The organism is Bacillus sp. 0209A (assembly GCF_036765095.1).
In the GTDB taxonomy this organism is placed as follows: Bacteria; Bacillota; Bacilli; order Bacillales; family Bacillaceae; genus Bacillus; species Bacillus subtilis_G.
In genome coordinates, this window is sequence record NZ_JBAIZV010000004.1 from 1 (window position 1) to 16,018 (window position 16,018).

The 16,018-nt window shown below is 42.8% G+C and carries 16 protein-coding genes; 5 read left to right on the plus strand and 11 right to left on the minus strand.

All coding sequences use genetic code 11. The features are described 5' to 3' along the window. Positions 1-259: 259 nt before the first annotated feature. Entirely contained in the window at positions 260-1,144 is an 885-nt protein-coding gene (locus tag V6D44_RS15245) for a nucleotidyltransferase-like protein (protein ID WP_087992632.1), read from the minus strand. 207 nt (positions 1,145-1,351) lie between these two features. On the opposite strand from V6D44_RS15245, the gene V6D44_RS15250 reads away from it, so the two are divergent. Beyond that, entirely contained in the window at positions 1,352-1,705 is a 354-nt protein-coding gene (locus tag V6D44_RS15250; RefSeq protein WP_253268960.1) for a YgzB family protein, read from the plus strand. A 34-nt stretch (positions 1,706-1,739) separates the two neighbouring features. On the opposite strand, the gene perR is transcribed toward V6D44_RS15250, so the two are convergent. Together perR and bcp are read right to left on the minus strand one after the other, a co-directional pair. Beyond that, complete coding sequence (perR, locus tag V6D44_RS15255; protein WP_003223285.1) at positions 1,740-2,177, minus strand: peroxide-responsive transcriptional repressor PerR; 438 nt, start codon at positions 2,175-2,177, stop codon at positions 1,740-1,742. A 114-nt stretch (positions 2,178-2,291) separates the two neighbouring features. Next, positions 2,292-2,765 (minus strand): thioredoxin-dependent thiol peroxidase, encoded by a 474-nt coding sequence (gene bcp / locus V6D44_RS15260; protein ID WP_003223280.1) that lies wholly within the window; start codon positions 2,763-2,765, stop codon positions 2,292-2,294. Positions 2,766-2,917: 152 nt separating this feature from the next. On the opposite strand from bcp, the gene V6D44_RS15265 reads away from it, so the two are divergent. Next, entirely contained in the window at positions 2,918-4,207 is a 1,290-nt protein-coding gene (locus V6D44_RS15265; protein ID WP_253268959.1) for a glutamate-1-semialdehyde 2,1-aminomutase, read from the plus strand. A gap of 219 nt (positions 4,208-4,426) precedes the next feature. Continuing rightward, positions 4,427-5,488, plus strand: a complete 1,062-nt coding sequence (locus V6D44_RS15270; protein WP_087992629.1) for an aromatic acid exporter family protein — start codon at positions 4,427-4,429, stop codon at positions 5,486-5,488. A 74-nt stretch (positions 5,489-5,562) separates the two neighbouring features. On the opposite strand, the gene V6D44_RS15275 is transcribed toward V6D44_RS15270, so the two are convergent. The 5 genes from V6D44_RS15275 to fabL all read right to left on the minus strand — a co-directional run bounded on the left by V6D44_RS15275 (position 5,563) and on the right by fabL (position 9,572). Then, entirely contained in the window at positions 5,563-7,305 is a 1,743-nt protein-coding gene (locus tag V6D44_RS15275; RefSeq protein WP_141113416.1) for an ABC transporter ATP-binding protein, read from the minus strand. Positions 7,306-7,389: 84 nt separating this feature from the next. Continuing rightward, on the minus strand, positions 7,390-7,920 hold the full coding sequence (gene ntdP, locus V6D44_RS15280) for a nucleoside tri-diphosphate phosphatase (protein WP_003223272.1): 531 nt from the start codon (positions 7,918-7,920) through the stop codon (positions 7,390-7,392). A 144-nt stretch (positions 7,921-8,064) separates the two neighbouring features. After that, a complete protein-coding gene (locus tag V6D44_RS15285) occupies positions 8,065-8,325 on the minus strand; it encodes a YgaB family protein (protein WP_087992627.1) in 261 nt (86 codons plus the stop codon). 172 nt (positions 8,326-8,497) lie between these two features. After that, positions 8,498-8,752: a gamma-type small acid-soluble spore protein gene (locus V6D44_RS15290; protein WP_148963673.1), complete on the minus strand. Its 255-nt coding sequence runs from the start codon at positions 8,750-8,752 to the stop codon at positions 8,498-8,500. A 67-nt stretch (positions 8,753-8,819) separates the two neighbouring features. Continuing rightward, entirely contained in the window at positions 8,820-9,572 is a 753-nt protein-coding gene (gene fabL, locus V6D44_RS15295; RefSeq protein WP_087992625.1) for an enoyl-[acyl-carrier-protein] reductase FabL, read from the minus strand. An 82-nt stretch (positions 9,573-9,654) separates the two neighbouring features. Between fabL and V6D44_RS15300 the strand changes: the two genes are divergently transcribed. Then, positions 9,655-9,879 (plus strand): hypothetical protein, encoded by a 225-nt coding sequence (locus V6D44_RS15300; RefSeq protein ID WP_148963672.1) that lies wholly within the window; start codon positions 9,655-9,657, stop codon positions 9,877-9,879. Positions 9,880-9,885: 6 nt separating this feature from the next. Here the strand turns inward: V6D44_RS15300 and mutY are convergent, their stop codons facing one another. Continuing rightward, the gene (gene mutY / locus V6D44_RS15305; protein WP_253268958.1) at positions 9,886-10,995 is read right to left on the minus strand and encodes an A/G-specific adenine glycosylase; all 1,110 of its coding nucleotides are present in this window, start codon (positions 10,993-10,995) and stop codon (positions 9,886-9,888) included. 215 nt (positions 10,996-11,210) lie between these two features. On the opposite strand from mutY, the gene V6D44_RS15310 reads away from it, so the two are divergent. Further along, on the plus strand, positions 11,211-12,194 hold the full coding sequence (locus V6D44_RS15310) for a metal-dependent hydrolase (RefSeq protein WP_087992622.1): 984 nt from the start codon (positions 11,211-11,213) through the stop codon (positions 12,192-12,194). Here V6D44_RS15310 and V6D44_RS15315 read toward each other — a convergent pair. Further along, positions 12,187-14,772, minus strand: coding sequence for a YfhO family protein (locus V6D44_RS15315; protein ID WP_253268957.1), 2,586 nt, complete (start codon positions 14,770-14,772; stop codon positions 12,187-12,189). The two genes, V6D44_RS15310 and V6D44_RS15315, sit on opposite strands and share 8 nt — an antisense overlap. 63 nt (positions 14,773-14,835) lie before the next feature. Then, complete coding sequence (locus V6D44_RS15320) at positions 14,836-15,825, minus strand: glycosyltransferase family 2 protein (RefSeq protein ID WP_087992620.1); 990 nt, start codon at positions 15,823-15,825, stop codon at positions 14,836-14,838. Positions 15,826-16,018: the final 193 nt, after the last annotated feature.

The following is a 16,018-nucleotide window of genomic DNA, read 5'->3' on the forward strand; positions in this document are numbered from 1 at the left end:
ATCCTGTGACAACATCTGCATGACCTGCATCGTGCAGGCCCCTGACTACGCACATTGCTGTACGATTTTTAAAAAAATGAATTAACAGGTACGTTTTGTCTTGTTTAGTTTTCAAAGATCATTCTCACTTCTTGTTGAAGCGACTTTATTAATATAACATTTCAACTTTCTTTTGTCAAATGTTTTTTATTTTATTTCTCCGCCGCTGTGAGCTTGTTTTTTTAGAAGCGCATCAGCGACGTTTAATAATATACCATGGTCAAGAATCAGAGTCAACACCTTTTTTAAAAGAATATCCTCGGTGATAGACAGCCTGTCCTTTCGTTTCTATCTGGCAGACGTTAATAAGTCCCTTGTCAGTCAGGTAATCCAGTATAACGCCAAGGTCTTGGGTAAAGTGCTTTAAGTCAGGATGCTGAAGAAGCTCACCGAATTGCCAAATGTCTCTTTCTTTCATCACCTCGAAAAGATGTGCCGAACCGATTTCAGATTTAGAATGGATGAGGAAATCATTTGCTAAGAATAATAATTCGAGTCTTTTTTCCAAGCTCTCGTGACTTTCAATCAGCTCGGAATATAATTTGTATACTTGAGGCTCCATCTGGCGCACTTGGCTCCATACCGTGGTTTCCGGATGGAATCCTCTGTCGATTACTTCTATACGCGCTAAATGATGCAGCGCATGAACAACCGCGTTGTAGGCATCTAAAAATTGATTGGCTTCAAAAAAAGCTTTTCCTTCAACATATCTTCTGATTAATTTGCCGTATTCAAGTCCGATCTTCAGTTTGCGTTCGGCAAACGGAAATGTATTCAGCCTGTCAATCAGCTCGGCAATGTATTCATTGCGGTCAAACATGACTTTGCCATTTACAATCCAATCTATGATTCTTCTATTTGTCCCGAGCAAAATCCATTCTTGAATCTGAGAATCTGTTACCACATGCAAAGAAGCTGTTTTTTGATCAAATTCATAATGCTTTATAAAAACAGGCTCGTCAGCCTCCTTTACAATCACAAGCAAAGCGGCATCAAAGTTATCTGTTAAGGAAGATGTTTTGTTTCTTCTCTCGATCATAATGACAGCCAATGTGTTGGGATGACTTGCTCTTTCTTGGTAAATTGGACGGAGAAGATTATCCATCACTATTCCTCCAATGCAAATGTTCAATTTTTTTATTTTCTATTTGATTCAATTCTATGGTTAAAACGAAATTCCTTTATTCTAAACACATTGAACTATTATAAACAATTTCACAGTAAGTCTCCATATGTAAATTCCAGTTCAACCGAAAACATGAAGAAAATCCCATTGGGTTTGTGCTATAGTTAAAGTCAGAGGGGGATGGACATGGCGAAATACTCCAGCAAAATTAATAAAATCAGAACATTTGCGTTAAGTTTGGTTTTCGTTGGGTTTGTCATTATGTACATCGGGATCTTTTTCAAGGAGTCCGTTTTGATTTCTAGTTTGTTTATGATACTAGGGCTTTTATCCATCGGGCTCAGCACGGTTGTTTACTTTTGGATCGGTATGCTTTCGACCAAAGCGGTCCGCGTCATATGTCCGGGCTGTGAAAAAGAGACAAAGGTTTTGGGAAGAGTAGATATGTGCATGCATTGCAGAGAGCCGCTGACTTTAGATAGGGGCTTAGAAGGAAAAGAATTTGATGAGGCTTATAATAAAAAGAAAATGTCCAAATAAAATAAGCTGACCGTACGAAACGGTCAGCTTATTTTTAATGGTTTTCTTTTTTTGAACACTCTTGGCAGACGCCGTAAATTTCTAAACGGTGGTGACTTACTTTAAAGCCCGTGACATGTGCAGCAAGCTGCTCCACTTCGTCAAGGCCCGGGTAGTGGAAGTCCACAATTTTGCCGCAGTTTTCACAGATCGCGTGATAGTGATCGGATGTGACAAAATCGAATCTGCTGGAAGCATCACCGTATGTGAGCTCTTTTACCAAACCGGATTCCCGGAACACACGCAAATTGTTATATACCGTCGCTACGCTCATGTTAGGAAACTTCCCTTCCAGAGCTTTATATATATCGTCCGCTGTTGGATGAGCCATAGAGTTAACGAGATATTCCAGAATCGCATGACGTTGAGGAGTAATGCGAACTCCGGTTTCCTTCAACGTTTCTAAGGCTTCTTTTAGTTCATGTGCAGCCATCCGTCATGCACCTCTCTTCTAAAAAAAATTCTTACATTGTAATGTTTATAATTAGTGTAACTCTTTTTACGATAATTTGTCAATTGATATCAGGGTGAAAGTAACCAAATCAGTTTACTTTTCCGACATATCCTTGAGTGTCTGAAGCGCTTCGGCTACATGGTCTTTTACTTTTACCTTTCTCCATTCTTTAACGAGCCGACCTTCCTTATCAATCAAAAAAGTAGAGCGCTCAATTCCCATATATTCTTTTCCAAAGTTTTTCTTCAGCTTCCAAACATCAAATGCTTCCGCCAGCTTATGTTCGTCATCAACAAGAAGCAGAAATGGAAGGTTATGCTTCTCTTTAAATTTTCCGTGTTTTTCCTGGCTGTCCGGGCTGACGCCGATAATAACAGCATCAAGTTCAGCGAAGCTTTCATGGCTGTCCCGAAAATCGCATGCTTCAGTTGTGCATCCCGGTGTCATGTCTTTTGGATAAAAGTAAAGCACGATATACTTCCCTTTATAATCCGATAATGTTACTGTTTCCCCATGATCGCCCTTTAACTCAAGATCAGGCGCTTTTTGTCCGATTTCTATAGTCATTGCTTTACCTCCGAATGTTTTTTATTAAGCGTATCCAATTCTTGTACAGATTACAACCATCGTCCTCTCCATCTTAAGCCCGAATCCGTTGTTCTTATTGGGAAGCATGCTACAATAGAAAGGACGCATGGAGATATAGGAGGTTTTTATTTTTGCATACAAAATCAATTGAACTTCACAACGAGGCATTAACGCACATTGTCGGCGGAGTAAACAGCCCGTCTAGATCATATAAAGCGGTCGGCGGCGGTTCTCCCGTCGCAATGGAGAAAGCAAACGGCGCTTATTTTTGGGATGTTGACGGCAATAAGTACATCGATTATTTAGCGGCGTACGGTCCGATCATCACAGGGCATGCCCACCCGCATATTACAGAAGCGATTAAAAAAGCGGCAGAGAACGGTGTATTATATGGAACACCGACAAAACATGAGGTTACATTTGCAAAAATGCTCAAAGAAGCCATTCCCGCTATGGACAAAGTAAGATTTGTCAATTCAGGAACAGAGGCTGTGATGACAACCATCCGCGTGGCTCGCGCATATACAGGCCGGACAAAAATCATTAAATTTGCAGGCTGTTATCACGGGCATTCGGATCTTGTTCTTGTCGCAGCCGGCTCTGGCCCGTCTACTCTCGGCACGCCAGACTCAGCCGGCGTACCGAAAAGCATCGCAAACGAAGTAATCACAGTTCCATTTAATGATATCGCAAGCTATAAAGCAGCCCTTGATAAATGGGGCAGTGAAATCGCGGCGGTTCTCGTTGAGCCGATTGTCGGCAACTTTGGAATTGTTGAGCCGAAAGAGGGCTTCTTGGAAAAAGTAAATGAATTGACACACGATGCGGGCGCTCTCGTTATTTACGATGAAGTCATTACGGCTTTCCGCTTTATGTATGGCGGCGCGCAGAATCTCTTACAGGTGAAACCGGATTTAACCGCACTCGGAAAAATTATCGGCGGCGGACTTCCAATTGGCGCCTATGGGGGTAAAAAAGAAATTATGGAGCAGGTAGCTCCGCTCGGACCGGCTTATCAGGCTGGAACAATGGCCGGTAATCCCGCTTCCATCCTATCAGGCATCGCTTGTTTGGAAGTGCTCAAAGAGGAAGGCGTGTATGAAAAGCTTGATCATCTTGGCGCTATGCTGGAGGAAGGCATTTTACAGCACGCAGAAACACATGGCATCACGATTACTGTCAACCGGTTAAAGGGTGCACTCACGGTTTATTTCTCTGAGGAGAAAATCGAAAATTACGAGCAGGCTGAACGCAGTGACGGTGAAACATTCGCTACGTTTTTCAAGCTGATGCTGGAACGCGGAATTAATTTAGCACCATCTAAATATGAAGCCTGGTTTATTACAACAGCACACACAGAGCAGGATATTAAAGACACGCTTGCAGCTGTCGAGGATGCTTTTAAACATCTTAAAAACTAGGATCACACCCCTTGGACAGGAGCATAAAGCTCCTGTTTTTTCATTCATTCCCACAGCGTGTAAGATTTTGGTCTTTTTCTTGAAAAAATAGCTTGAATATTTGTATTGATCCCTGTATATTACTTAATTGTTTAGCAAATAAACTGACCGGGAATTTTAAGGATAGCCCATTTGCTTTGTCACATAATTTATTATAGAAAGGAATGCACGCACAAACCAATGAAACTTGGTGCCCGCATTTTCAAAACCGGGATTGCGATTACACTGGCTCTTTATTTGGCTTCGTGGATCGGGCTTCCCGCGCCGATTTTCGCTGGGATTGCAGCGATATTTGCGATTCAGCCGTCGATTTACCGCTCTTTTCTTATTATTATTGATCAGGTTCAGGCCAATATTATCGGAGCTGTTATCGCCACAGTGTTCGGCCTTATTTTTGGACCCAGCCCGATTATGATCGGGTTGACAGCAGTTATTGTCATTACAATCATGCTGAAGCTTAAAATTGAACATACCATTTCAATTGCACTTGTAACAGTTATCGCGATTTTAGAATCCGCCGGTGACGACTTTTTAATGTTCGCGCTGATCAGAACAAGCACAGTCATCTTGGGGGTGCTGTCTTCTTTTATCGTCAACCTTGTGTTTTTGCCTCCTAAGTACGAAACAAAGCTGATTCACAATACCGTTGAAAATACAGAAGAAATTATGAAATGGATCAGGCTGAGCATGCGGCAGTCAACAGAGCATTCGATTTTGAAAGAGGATATTGAAAAGCTGAAAGAAAAAATGATCAAGCTTGATCAGACTTATCTTCTATATAAAGAAGAAAGAAGTTACTTTAAGAAAACGACTTATGTGAAATCAAGAAAGCTTGTCCTGTTCAGACAGGCAATTATTACTGGAAACAGGGCGCTTGATACATTGAAGAAGCTGCATCGTCTTGAAAACGACATCTATCATATGCCGGAAGAGTTTCAAGAAACACTGACTGAAGAACTTGATTACCTGCTTTACTGGCATGAACGGATTTTGATGCGGTTTGTCGGAAAAATTAAGCCGCATGATGACGCAGATGAAGAAGGCATTCAATATAAACAGCTTTTAACAAAGTCATTTTTAAAAAATCAGCAGAACACAGATGATGAGCTAATCGATTACAATATGCTCAGTATTATGGCAAGCGCCGTAGAATATCGTGATCAGCTTGAACATTTAGAAACTCTGATTACAAGTTTTCAAACGTATCATCCGAAAGACTGCGAAATAGAGACAGAAGAGTAACCCGGTTGAACAGCCGGGTTTTTAATATACAAAAAAATCTTATATCCTTCGTTGAAAGGATATAAGATTGATGTTCAACTCAAATTTTGAATGGTAAATAAGTGCTTGTACTGACTGTCATAGTCCATGAGTTCATGATGGGTTCCTGTTTCGGTGATTGTGCCGTTTTCCATAACCACAATCTTATCCGCATGTGTGATGGTTGATAAGCGGTGGGCGACAACAAAGGTTGTTCTGTCCTTTGCCAGTTTATCCATCGCTTCTTGAATGTAATGCTCACTTTCCAGATCAAGAGCTGATGTCGCTTCATCTAAAATGAGGAGCGGCGGATTTTTCAGAAATACCCGCGCGATTGAGATCCGCTGCTTTTGTCCGCCTGACAGCTTCACGCCTCTTTCTCCCACCCGGGTCTCATACCCTTCTGGAAAACTCATAATAAATTCATGGGCATTGGCAGCTTTGGCGGCTTCGATAATCTCTTCCAGCGTGGCATCAGGTTGGCCGATTGCGATGTTTTCCCGAATCGTTTCGCTGAATAAAAAGGTATCCTGAAGCACCATACCAACCTGGTTGCGAAGGCTTCTCGCTTCATAATCGCGAATATCTGACCCGTCAATCAGCAGTCTGCCGCTTGTCACATCATAAAATCTCGGGATCAGGCTGACGAGTGTTGATTTACCTCCTCCGCTCATGCCGACAAGGGCTACGGTTTCTCCTCTATGTACTTTTAAAGAGACATCATGGAGAATGTTTTCTTTTTCCTTTTCATATTGAAAAGAAACGTTTTGAAATTCCACTTCTCCGCGAATCCGACCGGCCTTAATGGCATTTGGCTTGTCAGTGAGTTCATACGGCTCGTCAATAAATTCAAACACCCTGTCCATTGATGCGATTGACTGCGTTAATGTTGTAGAGGAATTAATCAGCCTTCTAACTGGGTTGTACATTCTGTCAATATATCCGACAAACGCGACCATTGTGCCGACTGTCAGCGGCCCATTAATGACAAAATAGCCGGCGCAAGCAATTACGATGAGCGGTGCCAAATCTGTAATGGTATTAACGACTGCAAAGGTTTTGGCATTCCAATTCGTGTGGCTGATGGCTTTATTTAAGAAATGGCTGTTTTTCTCATTAAAATTAGCTTGTTCATGATCTTCTATCGCAAAACTTCTGATAACCGGCATGCCTTGAATGCGCTCGTGCAAATGCCCCTGCACTTGAGCTAGCGCCTGCGAGCGCTCCCTTGTCAGCTTTCTTAAACGGCCGTAAAAATACTTCACTGATATGCCGTATAATGGGAATAATACGATAGAGATCAGCGTTAATTTAATGTCCAGTGTCAGCATGATAGAGATCACAATCAAAATCGTCAGCATATCAAGCCATATATTCATCAGACCTGTGATGACAAAATCCTTTGTTTGTTCCACATCATTGATCACCCGGGAAATGACTTCCCCTGTTCTTGTATTCGCATAAAAACGAAGGCTCAGTTTCTGTATATGGTCAAATAGCTTGGCTCTTATATCGTAGAGCACCTTGCTGGCTGTCCACTGGGCAAAATATTGCCTATAGTATTCAACAGGCGGGCGCAAAATTAAAAATAAGGCGAACATAATCGCCATAATGGTCAACAATGACGTTGTTTTGTCACTTGCTGTGCCGCCTCCTTGAATAATATCGTCAACTACGTACTTCAAAAGCAATGGGAGAGCAAGCGGAATGGAGAATTTTACGATTCCAATTAACACTGTAACGAAAATTTGCTTCTTATAAGGCTTGACGAACTGCATGTAGCGTTTCATAACCCCCACGTTGATTCCCCCTCTCTTTATCATGATGTGTGTGAGCCCATGTGAAAAACCTGTTGTACCCCCCAACAGGTTTTTACATAACCATTATTTTGTATAGCGCAAATACCGTTCATACCACATATCGACAAACTCGGGAGCAAACGGTCCCTGACGCTGGTGAATCCAATGGAGCAGCGTGTTTAGGTAGTCTCTTAAAATACTGTCGATTTCTTTTGGATAATTCATGGCTTTCCGATGATCATCATATTCGTCTTCATCGAGAATATTGTAGGTCATGTCAGGAAAAACCTTAACATCTAAGTCATAATCAATATATTTAATTGCTTCGCCATCGTAGGCAAATGGAGAACTGATATTACAATAGTAATGAACTCCGTCTTCCCTCAGCATCCCGATGACATTAAACCATTGTCTTGCGTGAAAATAACAGATTGCGGGCTCTCTGGTTATCCATGTCCGGCCGTCTGATTCGGTAACCATCGTCCGGTCATTGGCTCCAATGACACACATTTCTGTACTTTTTAAGATTGTCGTCTCATTCCAAATTCTATGAATCAGCCCGTTATGCTTATAGCTGTGAATTTGAATGGTTTCTCCTTCCTTGGGATAGCCCATATTTCTCCCCTACTTTCTATAAAGCCCTACAGTTAGTATGTCCAAATTTTGCTTACCGACAACGTCTTTTACCTATTATAACGTTACAAATTGAAAAATGAAAATAAAAGAGCCATTCCGGCCGGGGAATGGCACATTCCTGCTCTACACAAAGGAAGACGGCTTTTCTGAGCTGCGATATGAACGAATCACCTGCTCTGTCTGTTTTTGAAACATATCCTTTATATCGGCAAGATGTTTCCGTTTTACCGCAATTTCATTCTGAATACCGCGCAGCCTTGCATCTCTTTCCAAATGCCGGAGTTCTGCTTCAATTTGTTTGCAGCGGTCGAGCTCTGATTGGAGCTCGAGAAGCTTGTCCATCGTTTTCATCTGTTCACTTACCAGCTTTTCAAATTCCGTCATCGGTTCCTCCTTCAGCCTGGTGAAAGTCTAAACGTTTCCTCCTTTCATTATTTCGATCTCAAGAAAGCAAACCCTTTGACTCATTCTGTAGACCTTGCACAAGTTTTGTCGTTTTACAAACAGAAAAAAGCACTTTCACCCGAAGATGAAGTGCTTTTTTCTGTTTCAGTGATTAGCTGTTTTGTTGTTTGTTTTGTTCAGCAGATTGGTTTTGCTGTCTTACCTGCTGTACGTTTGTTTCGCTAGCGAATTCAGTGCCGAATTGACCTTGTTGGCCAGCAGCTGATTGCTGGTTTTGTTTTCTGACTTGCTGAGCGTTTGTTTCGCTAGCAAATTCAGTGCCGAATTGGCCTTGACCAGCAGCTGATTGTTGGTTTTGTTTTTTGACTTGTTGTGCGTTTGTTTTGCTGAAATTTTGGTTTGCCATTGTTATCACCTCCACGGTCATTAGAATGTGCAGGTGACGGTATGGCTATTCCTCTTTTTTAAAATTTTTAAACGAGCAGCGAGCGTCCGCCATCGATGATAATGGTCTGTCCGCGAATCATGTCAGCCTTAGATGACACTAAAAATTCGACAGTATCAACCATGTCTTTAATCTCAACCATGCGTCCTGCCGGCGTGTTTTGACGCGCATCCTCGAGCAGGTCTTCTCTATTCGGGAAGTGTTTGAGCGCGTCTGTGTCAATCGCTCCGCCCGATACGGCATTGACGATAATTTGTTTTGGAGAAAGCTCAACCGCGAGATAACGGGTTAACGCTTCTAATGCCGCTTTAGATACCCCAACTGTCGTGTAGTTTTCCAGGTAGCGGATAGAACCTAGTGAACTGATGCTGACGATATGCCCGCCTCCGTTCTTTTCCATTAGCTTGGCCGCTTCCTGAGCGCAGAAAAGCAATGCCTTCGCATTAATGTTCATCGTCCAATCCCAGTGTGTTTCTTCTAATTCCATGACAGGTCTCAGGACGCCTGAAGCGGCATTATTAACAAAAACATCAAGTCTGCCGAACGTTTCTTCAATTTGCTGAAACATTTCTTTGATTTTTGCCTGCTGTCCTACGTTTGCTTTTACGACAAGCACTTTGACACCAAGCTTTTCGATTTCTTCCGCTGTTTCCAAAGCGGCTTTTTTGCTGCGTGCATAGTTAATGACGATGTTATAACCGTTCTCAGCGAGCCTGATCGCTGCCGCTTTTCCGACACCTCGGCTGCTTCCTGTTACGAGTGCGCATTTATTTTGTTCCATTTTTTCCTCATCTCCTTGTAGCGTATAGTTTTTTTTTTTCCACAAACAATAATGGCAAGAACGTAAAGGGGGATCTTCTGTTATGTATGTCGGACGTGATATGAGCGAATTAAACATGGTTTCCAAAAAAGATTGGAAGAACAGTGAACTCGCCTATTTTCATCATGCCTTTCAGCAAATTATGCCTTATTTAAACGAAGAAGGCCAATCAAAATACCGGGAATTAGCGCAAGAAATTGAAGCGCGAGGCGGGATGAAACGAAATGAAGCGGACTACACCCACGGCACGCGCGTCACTTACGATTAAGAACGTTTACGGAGCAGCCTTGTATTCGGCTGCTTCCACTGCCATCTTCCAGATTTTTTGATGTGACACCGGGAACGCAAATTGTTCAAGCTCTTCTTTCGTTACTTTTTTCAGCTCTGCGGTATCCGACACTTGTTTTACTTTACCGAAAAACACAGAAATATTCCATACCAGGTGGGTGAAAACGTGCTCGACTACACCTTGCAGATCACTGATCTCAGCTTGTATCCCACATTCGTTTTCTAAAAATGCAGTGAGCTGTTCACGCTCGGTTTTGATTCCTTTCTGTGTTTCAAGATTAGGGAATTCCCACAGGTTGGCGAGCAAACCTTTTGACGGGCGTTTGTGTATATACACTTGTCCGTCTTCATCAGTCAGAACGATCGCGGCCATTGATTTGACCCCTGGCTTTTTCTTTTTGCTTTTTACGGGAAGCTCCCGTTCAGTGCCTTCTTCAAATGCTGAGCAATGCTGCTGAACCGGGCATAGCAGGCATGAAGGTGATTTCGGCGTACAGATCAAGGCTCCCAGCTCCATCAACCCTTGATTAAATTCAGATGGTTTTTCTTTTGAAATAAATGCACGAACTGCATCTTCAAAGATCGTCCTTGTTTTTGGTTTGGCTATGTCATCCCAAATGGAAAGAATTCTGGACATGACACGCATCACATTTCCGTCAACCGCAGGGACGGGTTTATTGTAGGCGATGCTGAGCACAGCTCCCTTTGTATAAGGGCCGACGCCTTTTAAGCCGCCAAAATCTTTCTCGTCTGGAGGAACAATGCCCCCGTATTCCTGTTTGACTTCTTTTACCGCGCTTTGCAGATTTCGGACTCGCGAATAATAGCCGAGCCCCTCCCATGCTTTCAGCACTTTTTCTTCATCAGCATCAGCGAGCGCTTCCACTGTCGGGAATTGTTCCACAAACCGCAGATAATAAGGAATCACTGTATCTACTCTTGTTTGCTGCAGCATCACTTCAGATACCCACACTTTATATGGATCTTGATCCTCTCTCCACGGCAGAATGCGCTGCTCTCGTTCGAACCATGAGATTAAATCATCGCGAAATTGCTGTATGTCTTTTTGTTTTAATTTGTCTTCAAGTACGTTCATATGTGTTTCTCCCCAGTCTTTCGCGCCCCGCTTTTCTTTAGACTGTTTTTTGTTGTACACTAAGGGCACAGTACGATAATATGTTACATTAAATAGAAGTAAAGAAAAAGCGGAAACATATGAGAACGATTAAATCGGTTGAAAAATTGGGTATATGAAAATGGGGAATATCTTATAAAGTCAATGTGCAGGACAATCCTGCAAGGAGGTCACCTATGGATACGGGCACACATGTCGTCATGGGCATCGCACTTGGCGGTATTGCGACGCTTGACCCTGTTGTCGGATCAGATCCGGCAATGGCTCACGCTGTTATGATCGCAACGCTTGCGGGCTCTCAGGCTCCGGATATTGATACTGTGTTAAAGCTTAAAAATAATGCTGTTTATATAAGAAATCACAGAGGATTTACCCATTCAATTCCCGCTGTTTTGTTTTGGTCTGTGATCATCCCGGTCATTCTGTATTTATTTTATCCGCAGGGCGATTTTCTGCATCTGTGGCTGTGGACGCTGCTGGCAGTCGTTCTGCATGTTTTTGTTGATATTTTTAACGCATACGGAACACAAGCCATACGTCCGTTTTCGAAAAAGTGGGTTGCACTCGGGCTGATTAATACGTTTGATCCGTTTATTTTTATCAGCCATCTGGCGGCTATTGCGATATGGTACGCGGGCGGCAGTCCCGGCATCACGTTTCTCAGCTTATATATCATATTGGCAGGTTATTATATGGTGCGCCTGATCATGCAGCTGAGAATTAAACGGAAGCTTCATGAGATGATTCATGATGAAATCGAAAGCATCATTATTTCTCCGACGATGAAATTCAGGCAATGGCGGATCGCAGTTACGACAGCCCATGCTTTCTATGTGGGAAGAAGCATGGAAGGGCATGTCGTGATTCTGGATACGTTTAATCGGGTGCCTGTTCCTGAAACCGAAGTGATGCATGCCGCAAAGCAGGATGATAACATTGCGGCGTTTCTGTCATTTTCTCCTGTTTACCGATGGGAAGTGGATACGTTTAAAGATCATTATGAGGTGAGATTTATTGACCTGCGTTACCGAAGCAAAGGCCATTATCCGTTTGTGGCCATCGTTCATATCGGCCATGATCTCAAGATTCGCTCATCCTATACGGGATGGATATTCAGCGAAGAAAAGCTCCAGAAAAAATTAAAGCTCGGCTCTATTTAGAGCCGGGCTTTTTTCGTCTTATATATAAAACAGCAAGCAGCAGACTGACTAGAGATATGAGCGCCGATCGTTTAAAGTATGGCGGATAGTAGGCCAGCTCAATGTGATTGTCTCCCTTTTGCGCCTTAAAGCCTATGAAAGCATAGTCCGCTTTTTCGATCGTCTGTGGTTTCCCGTTAATCTTCAGCTCCCAGCCTTTTTCATAAGGGATGGGAAGCATGATGTACTTGTCTTTTGACAGATGATAGGCAAACATCAGTTTGTTTTTATCCCATTTCAGATTGTCTGCTTCTTCTGTTTTATTTTTCCGCACAGCGCTTTTCAGTATTTGATAATTTTCTTCGTAGAGCGCTATGTTTCTCAGTTCATATGATCCTTTCGGAAGTTTGATCGAGATATGGCCTGATTTAGGCACTCTGACCGTGATCTCATTTACTCCGGTTTTATAAATCGATTGGTTCGATTTCCTTGTTGTGGCATAATCATTGACTCTTAACGTAAATCCTTTGTCCTTTGCTTTGCTTTTTAAATAAAAGCTGACATAGTAGTCTCCGGGAGAGGATGACGCCTCTTGCGGGGTAATGATCAGTTCTCCTCCGTTTTCTCCAGACACAGTGAGCAGTCCGTTTTGATACTGGGCATGCTTTGCGGTGATGTCCGACTTGTGAATTAGATTGGCCAGTTTTGGTGCCTGCTCCGTTTTCTCCGCTGGATCTGCTACTACAATTCCTTGCAGCATCGCCTGTTCTTTCGCAAGAGCGGGCAATTTGTCCAGCTCGGTTTCGCTGTATATGGCATCGGCTGTTTTGACAAAAGGAAGCATGTATTGATTTTCATAAACCGCATAATGCTCTGATTCCAAGTGCTTTTTGAAGCCGTACGGGACATTGGCTTCGTTTGTTTTTTCCGTCATGTAGTATTTGCCGTAAAGCAGGCTGTATAAATTCGCCCTGTCTCCTAATGACGCATAACGGCTGACGCTTTCCCTCCCCATATCGATGCTCAAATCATTCCAATAAAAGGTCAGCAGATCTTTGTTTAAAATGCTGGAATAGGCGCTGAAGCCATTAAACCCGTAAATGATTGGCGTGTTATTGCGGACCCCGTTCATCCAGTCGATTCTCATGAGCGGATCATCGTCTTCCTTCTGTAAACGCTTGATGAGCTCAGAAGATTCTTCCCCTCTGTACTCCTCACCCGTGAGATATGCTCTTGTCACTCTGTCCAGACCGCCGCCTTCTGAGAGTGCGTATTTTTGATAGGTGTTAGCGACGAGCAGTGAAGAAAGAATGACCACACCGTACACAGCTACCGTTGCCCGTTTTTTCGCAATGGCTGAAGTAAACAAGGCAGCGATTGTCAGGAATAAAAGTAATAGAATCCATTCATTCGCAGGCTTCCATATATCAATCTTATCCCTTTGGATATGATATAAGTACAAAAGCAGGACAACGGACGCAGCCGGGAGCAGTTCTTTCCATTTCAGTTCCGACAGCTGTGTCAGGCCCGCCGCAGCGGCTCCCGCGATGGTAAAGGCCAGAACATATTCAAACCGGTTTTGCGGGGCGGAAAAGCCGTTAAATGCGCTTGCCGCATACGGGCTGAAATGAAACAGAATAAACAGCAGGCTCAATCCGGCAAAGAGACGAAACACGCGGTTTTTGTAAAAAGAAACAATAAATAAAAACAGCAGAAAGGCAGCCGGCAAAATGATGATCCGGCTTGTAAATAAGATATTATCATCGAAATTAAGCCACTCTATGTTCTGGCTGTACGGAGGGCGCAGGTTGTTTAAATACCCGTATACCACCGGCATAAACGCCGCCGCACTAATACCAAAAGAAATCAGGCCTGAAACGACAAACATTCTGCATTGAATCCATCTTTTCTCTTCATGCTTTTCCAGCCGGATGAGCCATCTGAACAGCACGTAAATTCCGATGAATATCAAGTTTATGTATGCAAAGTAAAAATTGTTGATTAACGTCAGCGAAGACGCAATGATAAACCATGCCGGACGCCGTTCCCTAATGACTTTTTCCGCTCCGAGCACTAACAGCGGAAGCCAGATCATTGTATCGGTAAAAAATTCCCAATACGCTTCGTGTCGGAAATAAATGATTGAGGTACCATATAATACGGCCCCCGTAAACGACGCCGCTCTGTGTATGAGAAGATAGTGAAAAACAGAAGCGGCCGTAAAGATGATCAGGCTCAGTTTAAAAATACTGATAAAAACAGCTGATTCCGCCCAAAAAAGCGTATCCGCTTCTCCGATCAGCTGGACGGCTTGAAGCAGCCAAACGACGGCGGACGCCGCAAGAAAAAGAAAGGAAGCAGAAAAATAATAGCCAAGCTGACTGAACGTACCGCCGCCGAGTCCGAATGAATAATTGTAGAAAAAATTCCCATGTGTATATTGTTCAAATAATATTTTTTTAAATACGATCATTTGCGCAAGCCCGTCACCAGGACCCGTCATATATCTGCCGTCCGTCCATTCTTTCACAAAAAAAGCGTGTGCCAGAACGGAAACCAGCAGACTGGCCGCATAGATCATGACATATTTTCTTTTCATATGAATTCTCCAGTCTTGCTTTTGAGATGGTAAACAGGCAAAAAAAAGCACTGCTCGGTGATTTCAGTGCATTTTTGTCAGGCGCCGCATGCTTTTCAGTTCGTTCGTTTCAGGCATGTCTTTGTTCGGGATATTCGCTTCTTTAATCAAATAATGCGGGCGTTTTTTTGTTTCATAATAGATTCGCCCGATATATTCGCCTATGATTCCGAGGCTTAACAGCTGTACTCCGCCGAGAAATAACACTGCTGAGATAATCGTGAAATATCCGGGCACAGAAATGCCGTTCGTCAAAATTTTAAAAAATGTGGCAATGATATAAATGATGGAAAGCAGTAAGATGAAAATGCCGGTATAAAAGCATATTCTCAACGGCTTATGATTAAATGAAACGATGCCGTCCATTCCGTAGTTAAACAGACTGCTGAACGACCATTTTGATGTGCCGTTTTTTCTTTCAACATTTTCATAAAACACGATTTTCTGATCGAAGCCGATCCAGCAAAACAGACCTTTTGAAAAGCGGTTGCCCTCGCTCAGCTTCAAAAGAGCGTCCACAGCTTGGCGGCTTAACAGCCGAAAGTCTCCGACACCGTCACGCAAATCAACCTCCACCGCTTTATTGATGAACTTGTAATACAGAGATGACAGGAATGAGCGGACAGGGCTGTCGCCTTTTCTGTTCCTTTGGGCAATGACTTGATCATAGCCTTCTTCGTAGCCTTTGATAAACTCCTTCAACAAATAGGTCGGATGTTGCAGGTCTGCGTCCATGACAATTACCGCTTCGCCTTGAACATGCTCAAAGCCCGCCAGAATCGCAGCTTCTTTTCCAAAGTTCCGTGAAAAAGATATGTATTTAACACGGCTGGATACGGCTGCTAAATCTTTGATCTGCTGAAGCGTGTCATCGACACTTCCGTCGTTTATGAAGAAAATTTCGTAGTCATAATGAACGCTCTTGAATTCCTTTTTCAAGGATTCATGAATGAGTTTGACATTATACCCTTCATTGTAAGACGGGATAATAATCGAGATTAAACCTTGTTTCATTAAGGCACCTTCTTTTTATATTCTTTTTAAGCACTGCCTTAGGGGAGTTTTACACAAATCTTCAGTAAGGCTATTCCTTTTTTAAAAGTCGTTTAAACCTGTTTTTTGTTACATTTTATGGTGACATTCATGATTTTTAATGTTATTTTGTCATGTTTAAAACAGACTATGAAAAAAACGCACAGAAAAAGTC

Bases quoted from the DNA above. Each gene is read 5' to 3' on its own strand.
- bcp (WP_003223280.1), bottom strand. From the start codon at position 2,765: ATGACTATAGAAATCGGACAAAAAGCGCCTGATCTTGAGTTAAAGGGC.
- V6D44_RS15315 (WP_253268957.1), bottom strand. From the start codon at position 14,772: ATGAAAAGAAAATATGTCATGATCTATGCGGCCAGTCTGCTGGTTTCC.
- V6D44_RS15310 (WP_087992622.1), top strand. From the start codon at position 11,211: ATGGATACGGGCACACATGTCGTCATGGGCATCGCACTTGGCGGTATT.
- perR (WP_003223285.1), bottom strand. From the start codon at position 2,177: ATGGCTGCACATGAACTAAAAGAAGCCTTAGAAACGTTGAAGGAAACC.
- ntdP (WP_003223272.1), bottom strand. From the start codon at position 7,920: ATGGGCTATCCCAAGGAAGGAGAAACCATTCAAATTCACAGCTATAAG.
- mutY (WP_253268958.1), bottom strand. From the start codon at position 10,995: ATGAACGTACTTGAAGACAAATTAAAACAAAAAGACATACAGCAATTT.
- V6D44_RS15245 (WP_087992632.1), bottom strand. From the start codon at position 1,144: ATGGATAATCTTCTCCGTCCAATTTACCAAGAAAGAGCAAGTCATCCC.
- V6D44_RS15320 (WP_087992620.1), bottom strand. From the start codon at position 15,825: ATGAAACAAGGTTTAATCTCGATTATTATCCCGTCTTACAATGAAGGG.
- V6D44_RS15250 (WP_253268960.1), top strand. From the start codon at position 1,352: ATGGCGAAATACTCCAGCAAAATTAATAAAATCAGAACATTTGCGTTA.
- V6D44_RS15300 (WP_148963672.1), top strand. From the start codon at position 9,655: ATGTATGTCGGACGTGATATGAGCGAATTAAACATGGTTTCCAAAAAA.
- V6D44_RS15270 (WP_087992629.1), top strand. From the start codon at position 4,427: ATGAAACTTGGTGCCCGCATTTTCAAAACCGGGATTGCGATTACACTG.
- fabL (WP_087992625.1), bottom strand. From the start codon at position 9,572: ATGGAACAAAATAAATGCGCACTCGTAACAGGAAGCAGCCGAGGTGTC.
- V6D44_RS15290 (WP_148963673.1), bottom strand. From the start codon at position 8,752: ATGGCAAACCAAAATTTCAGCAAAACAAACGCACAACAAGTCAAAAAA.
- V6D44_RS15285 (WP_087992627.1), bottom strand. From the start codon at position 8,325: ATGACGGAATTTGAAAAGCTGGTAAGTGAACAGATGAAAACGATGGAC.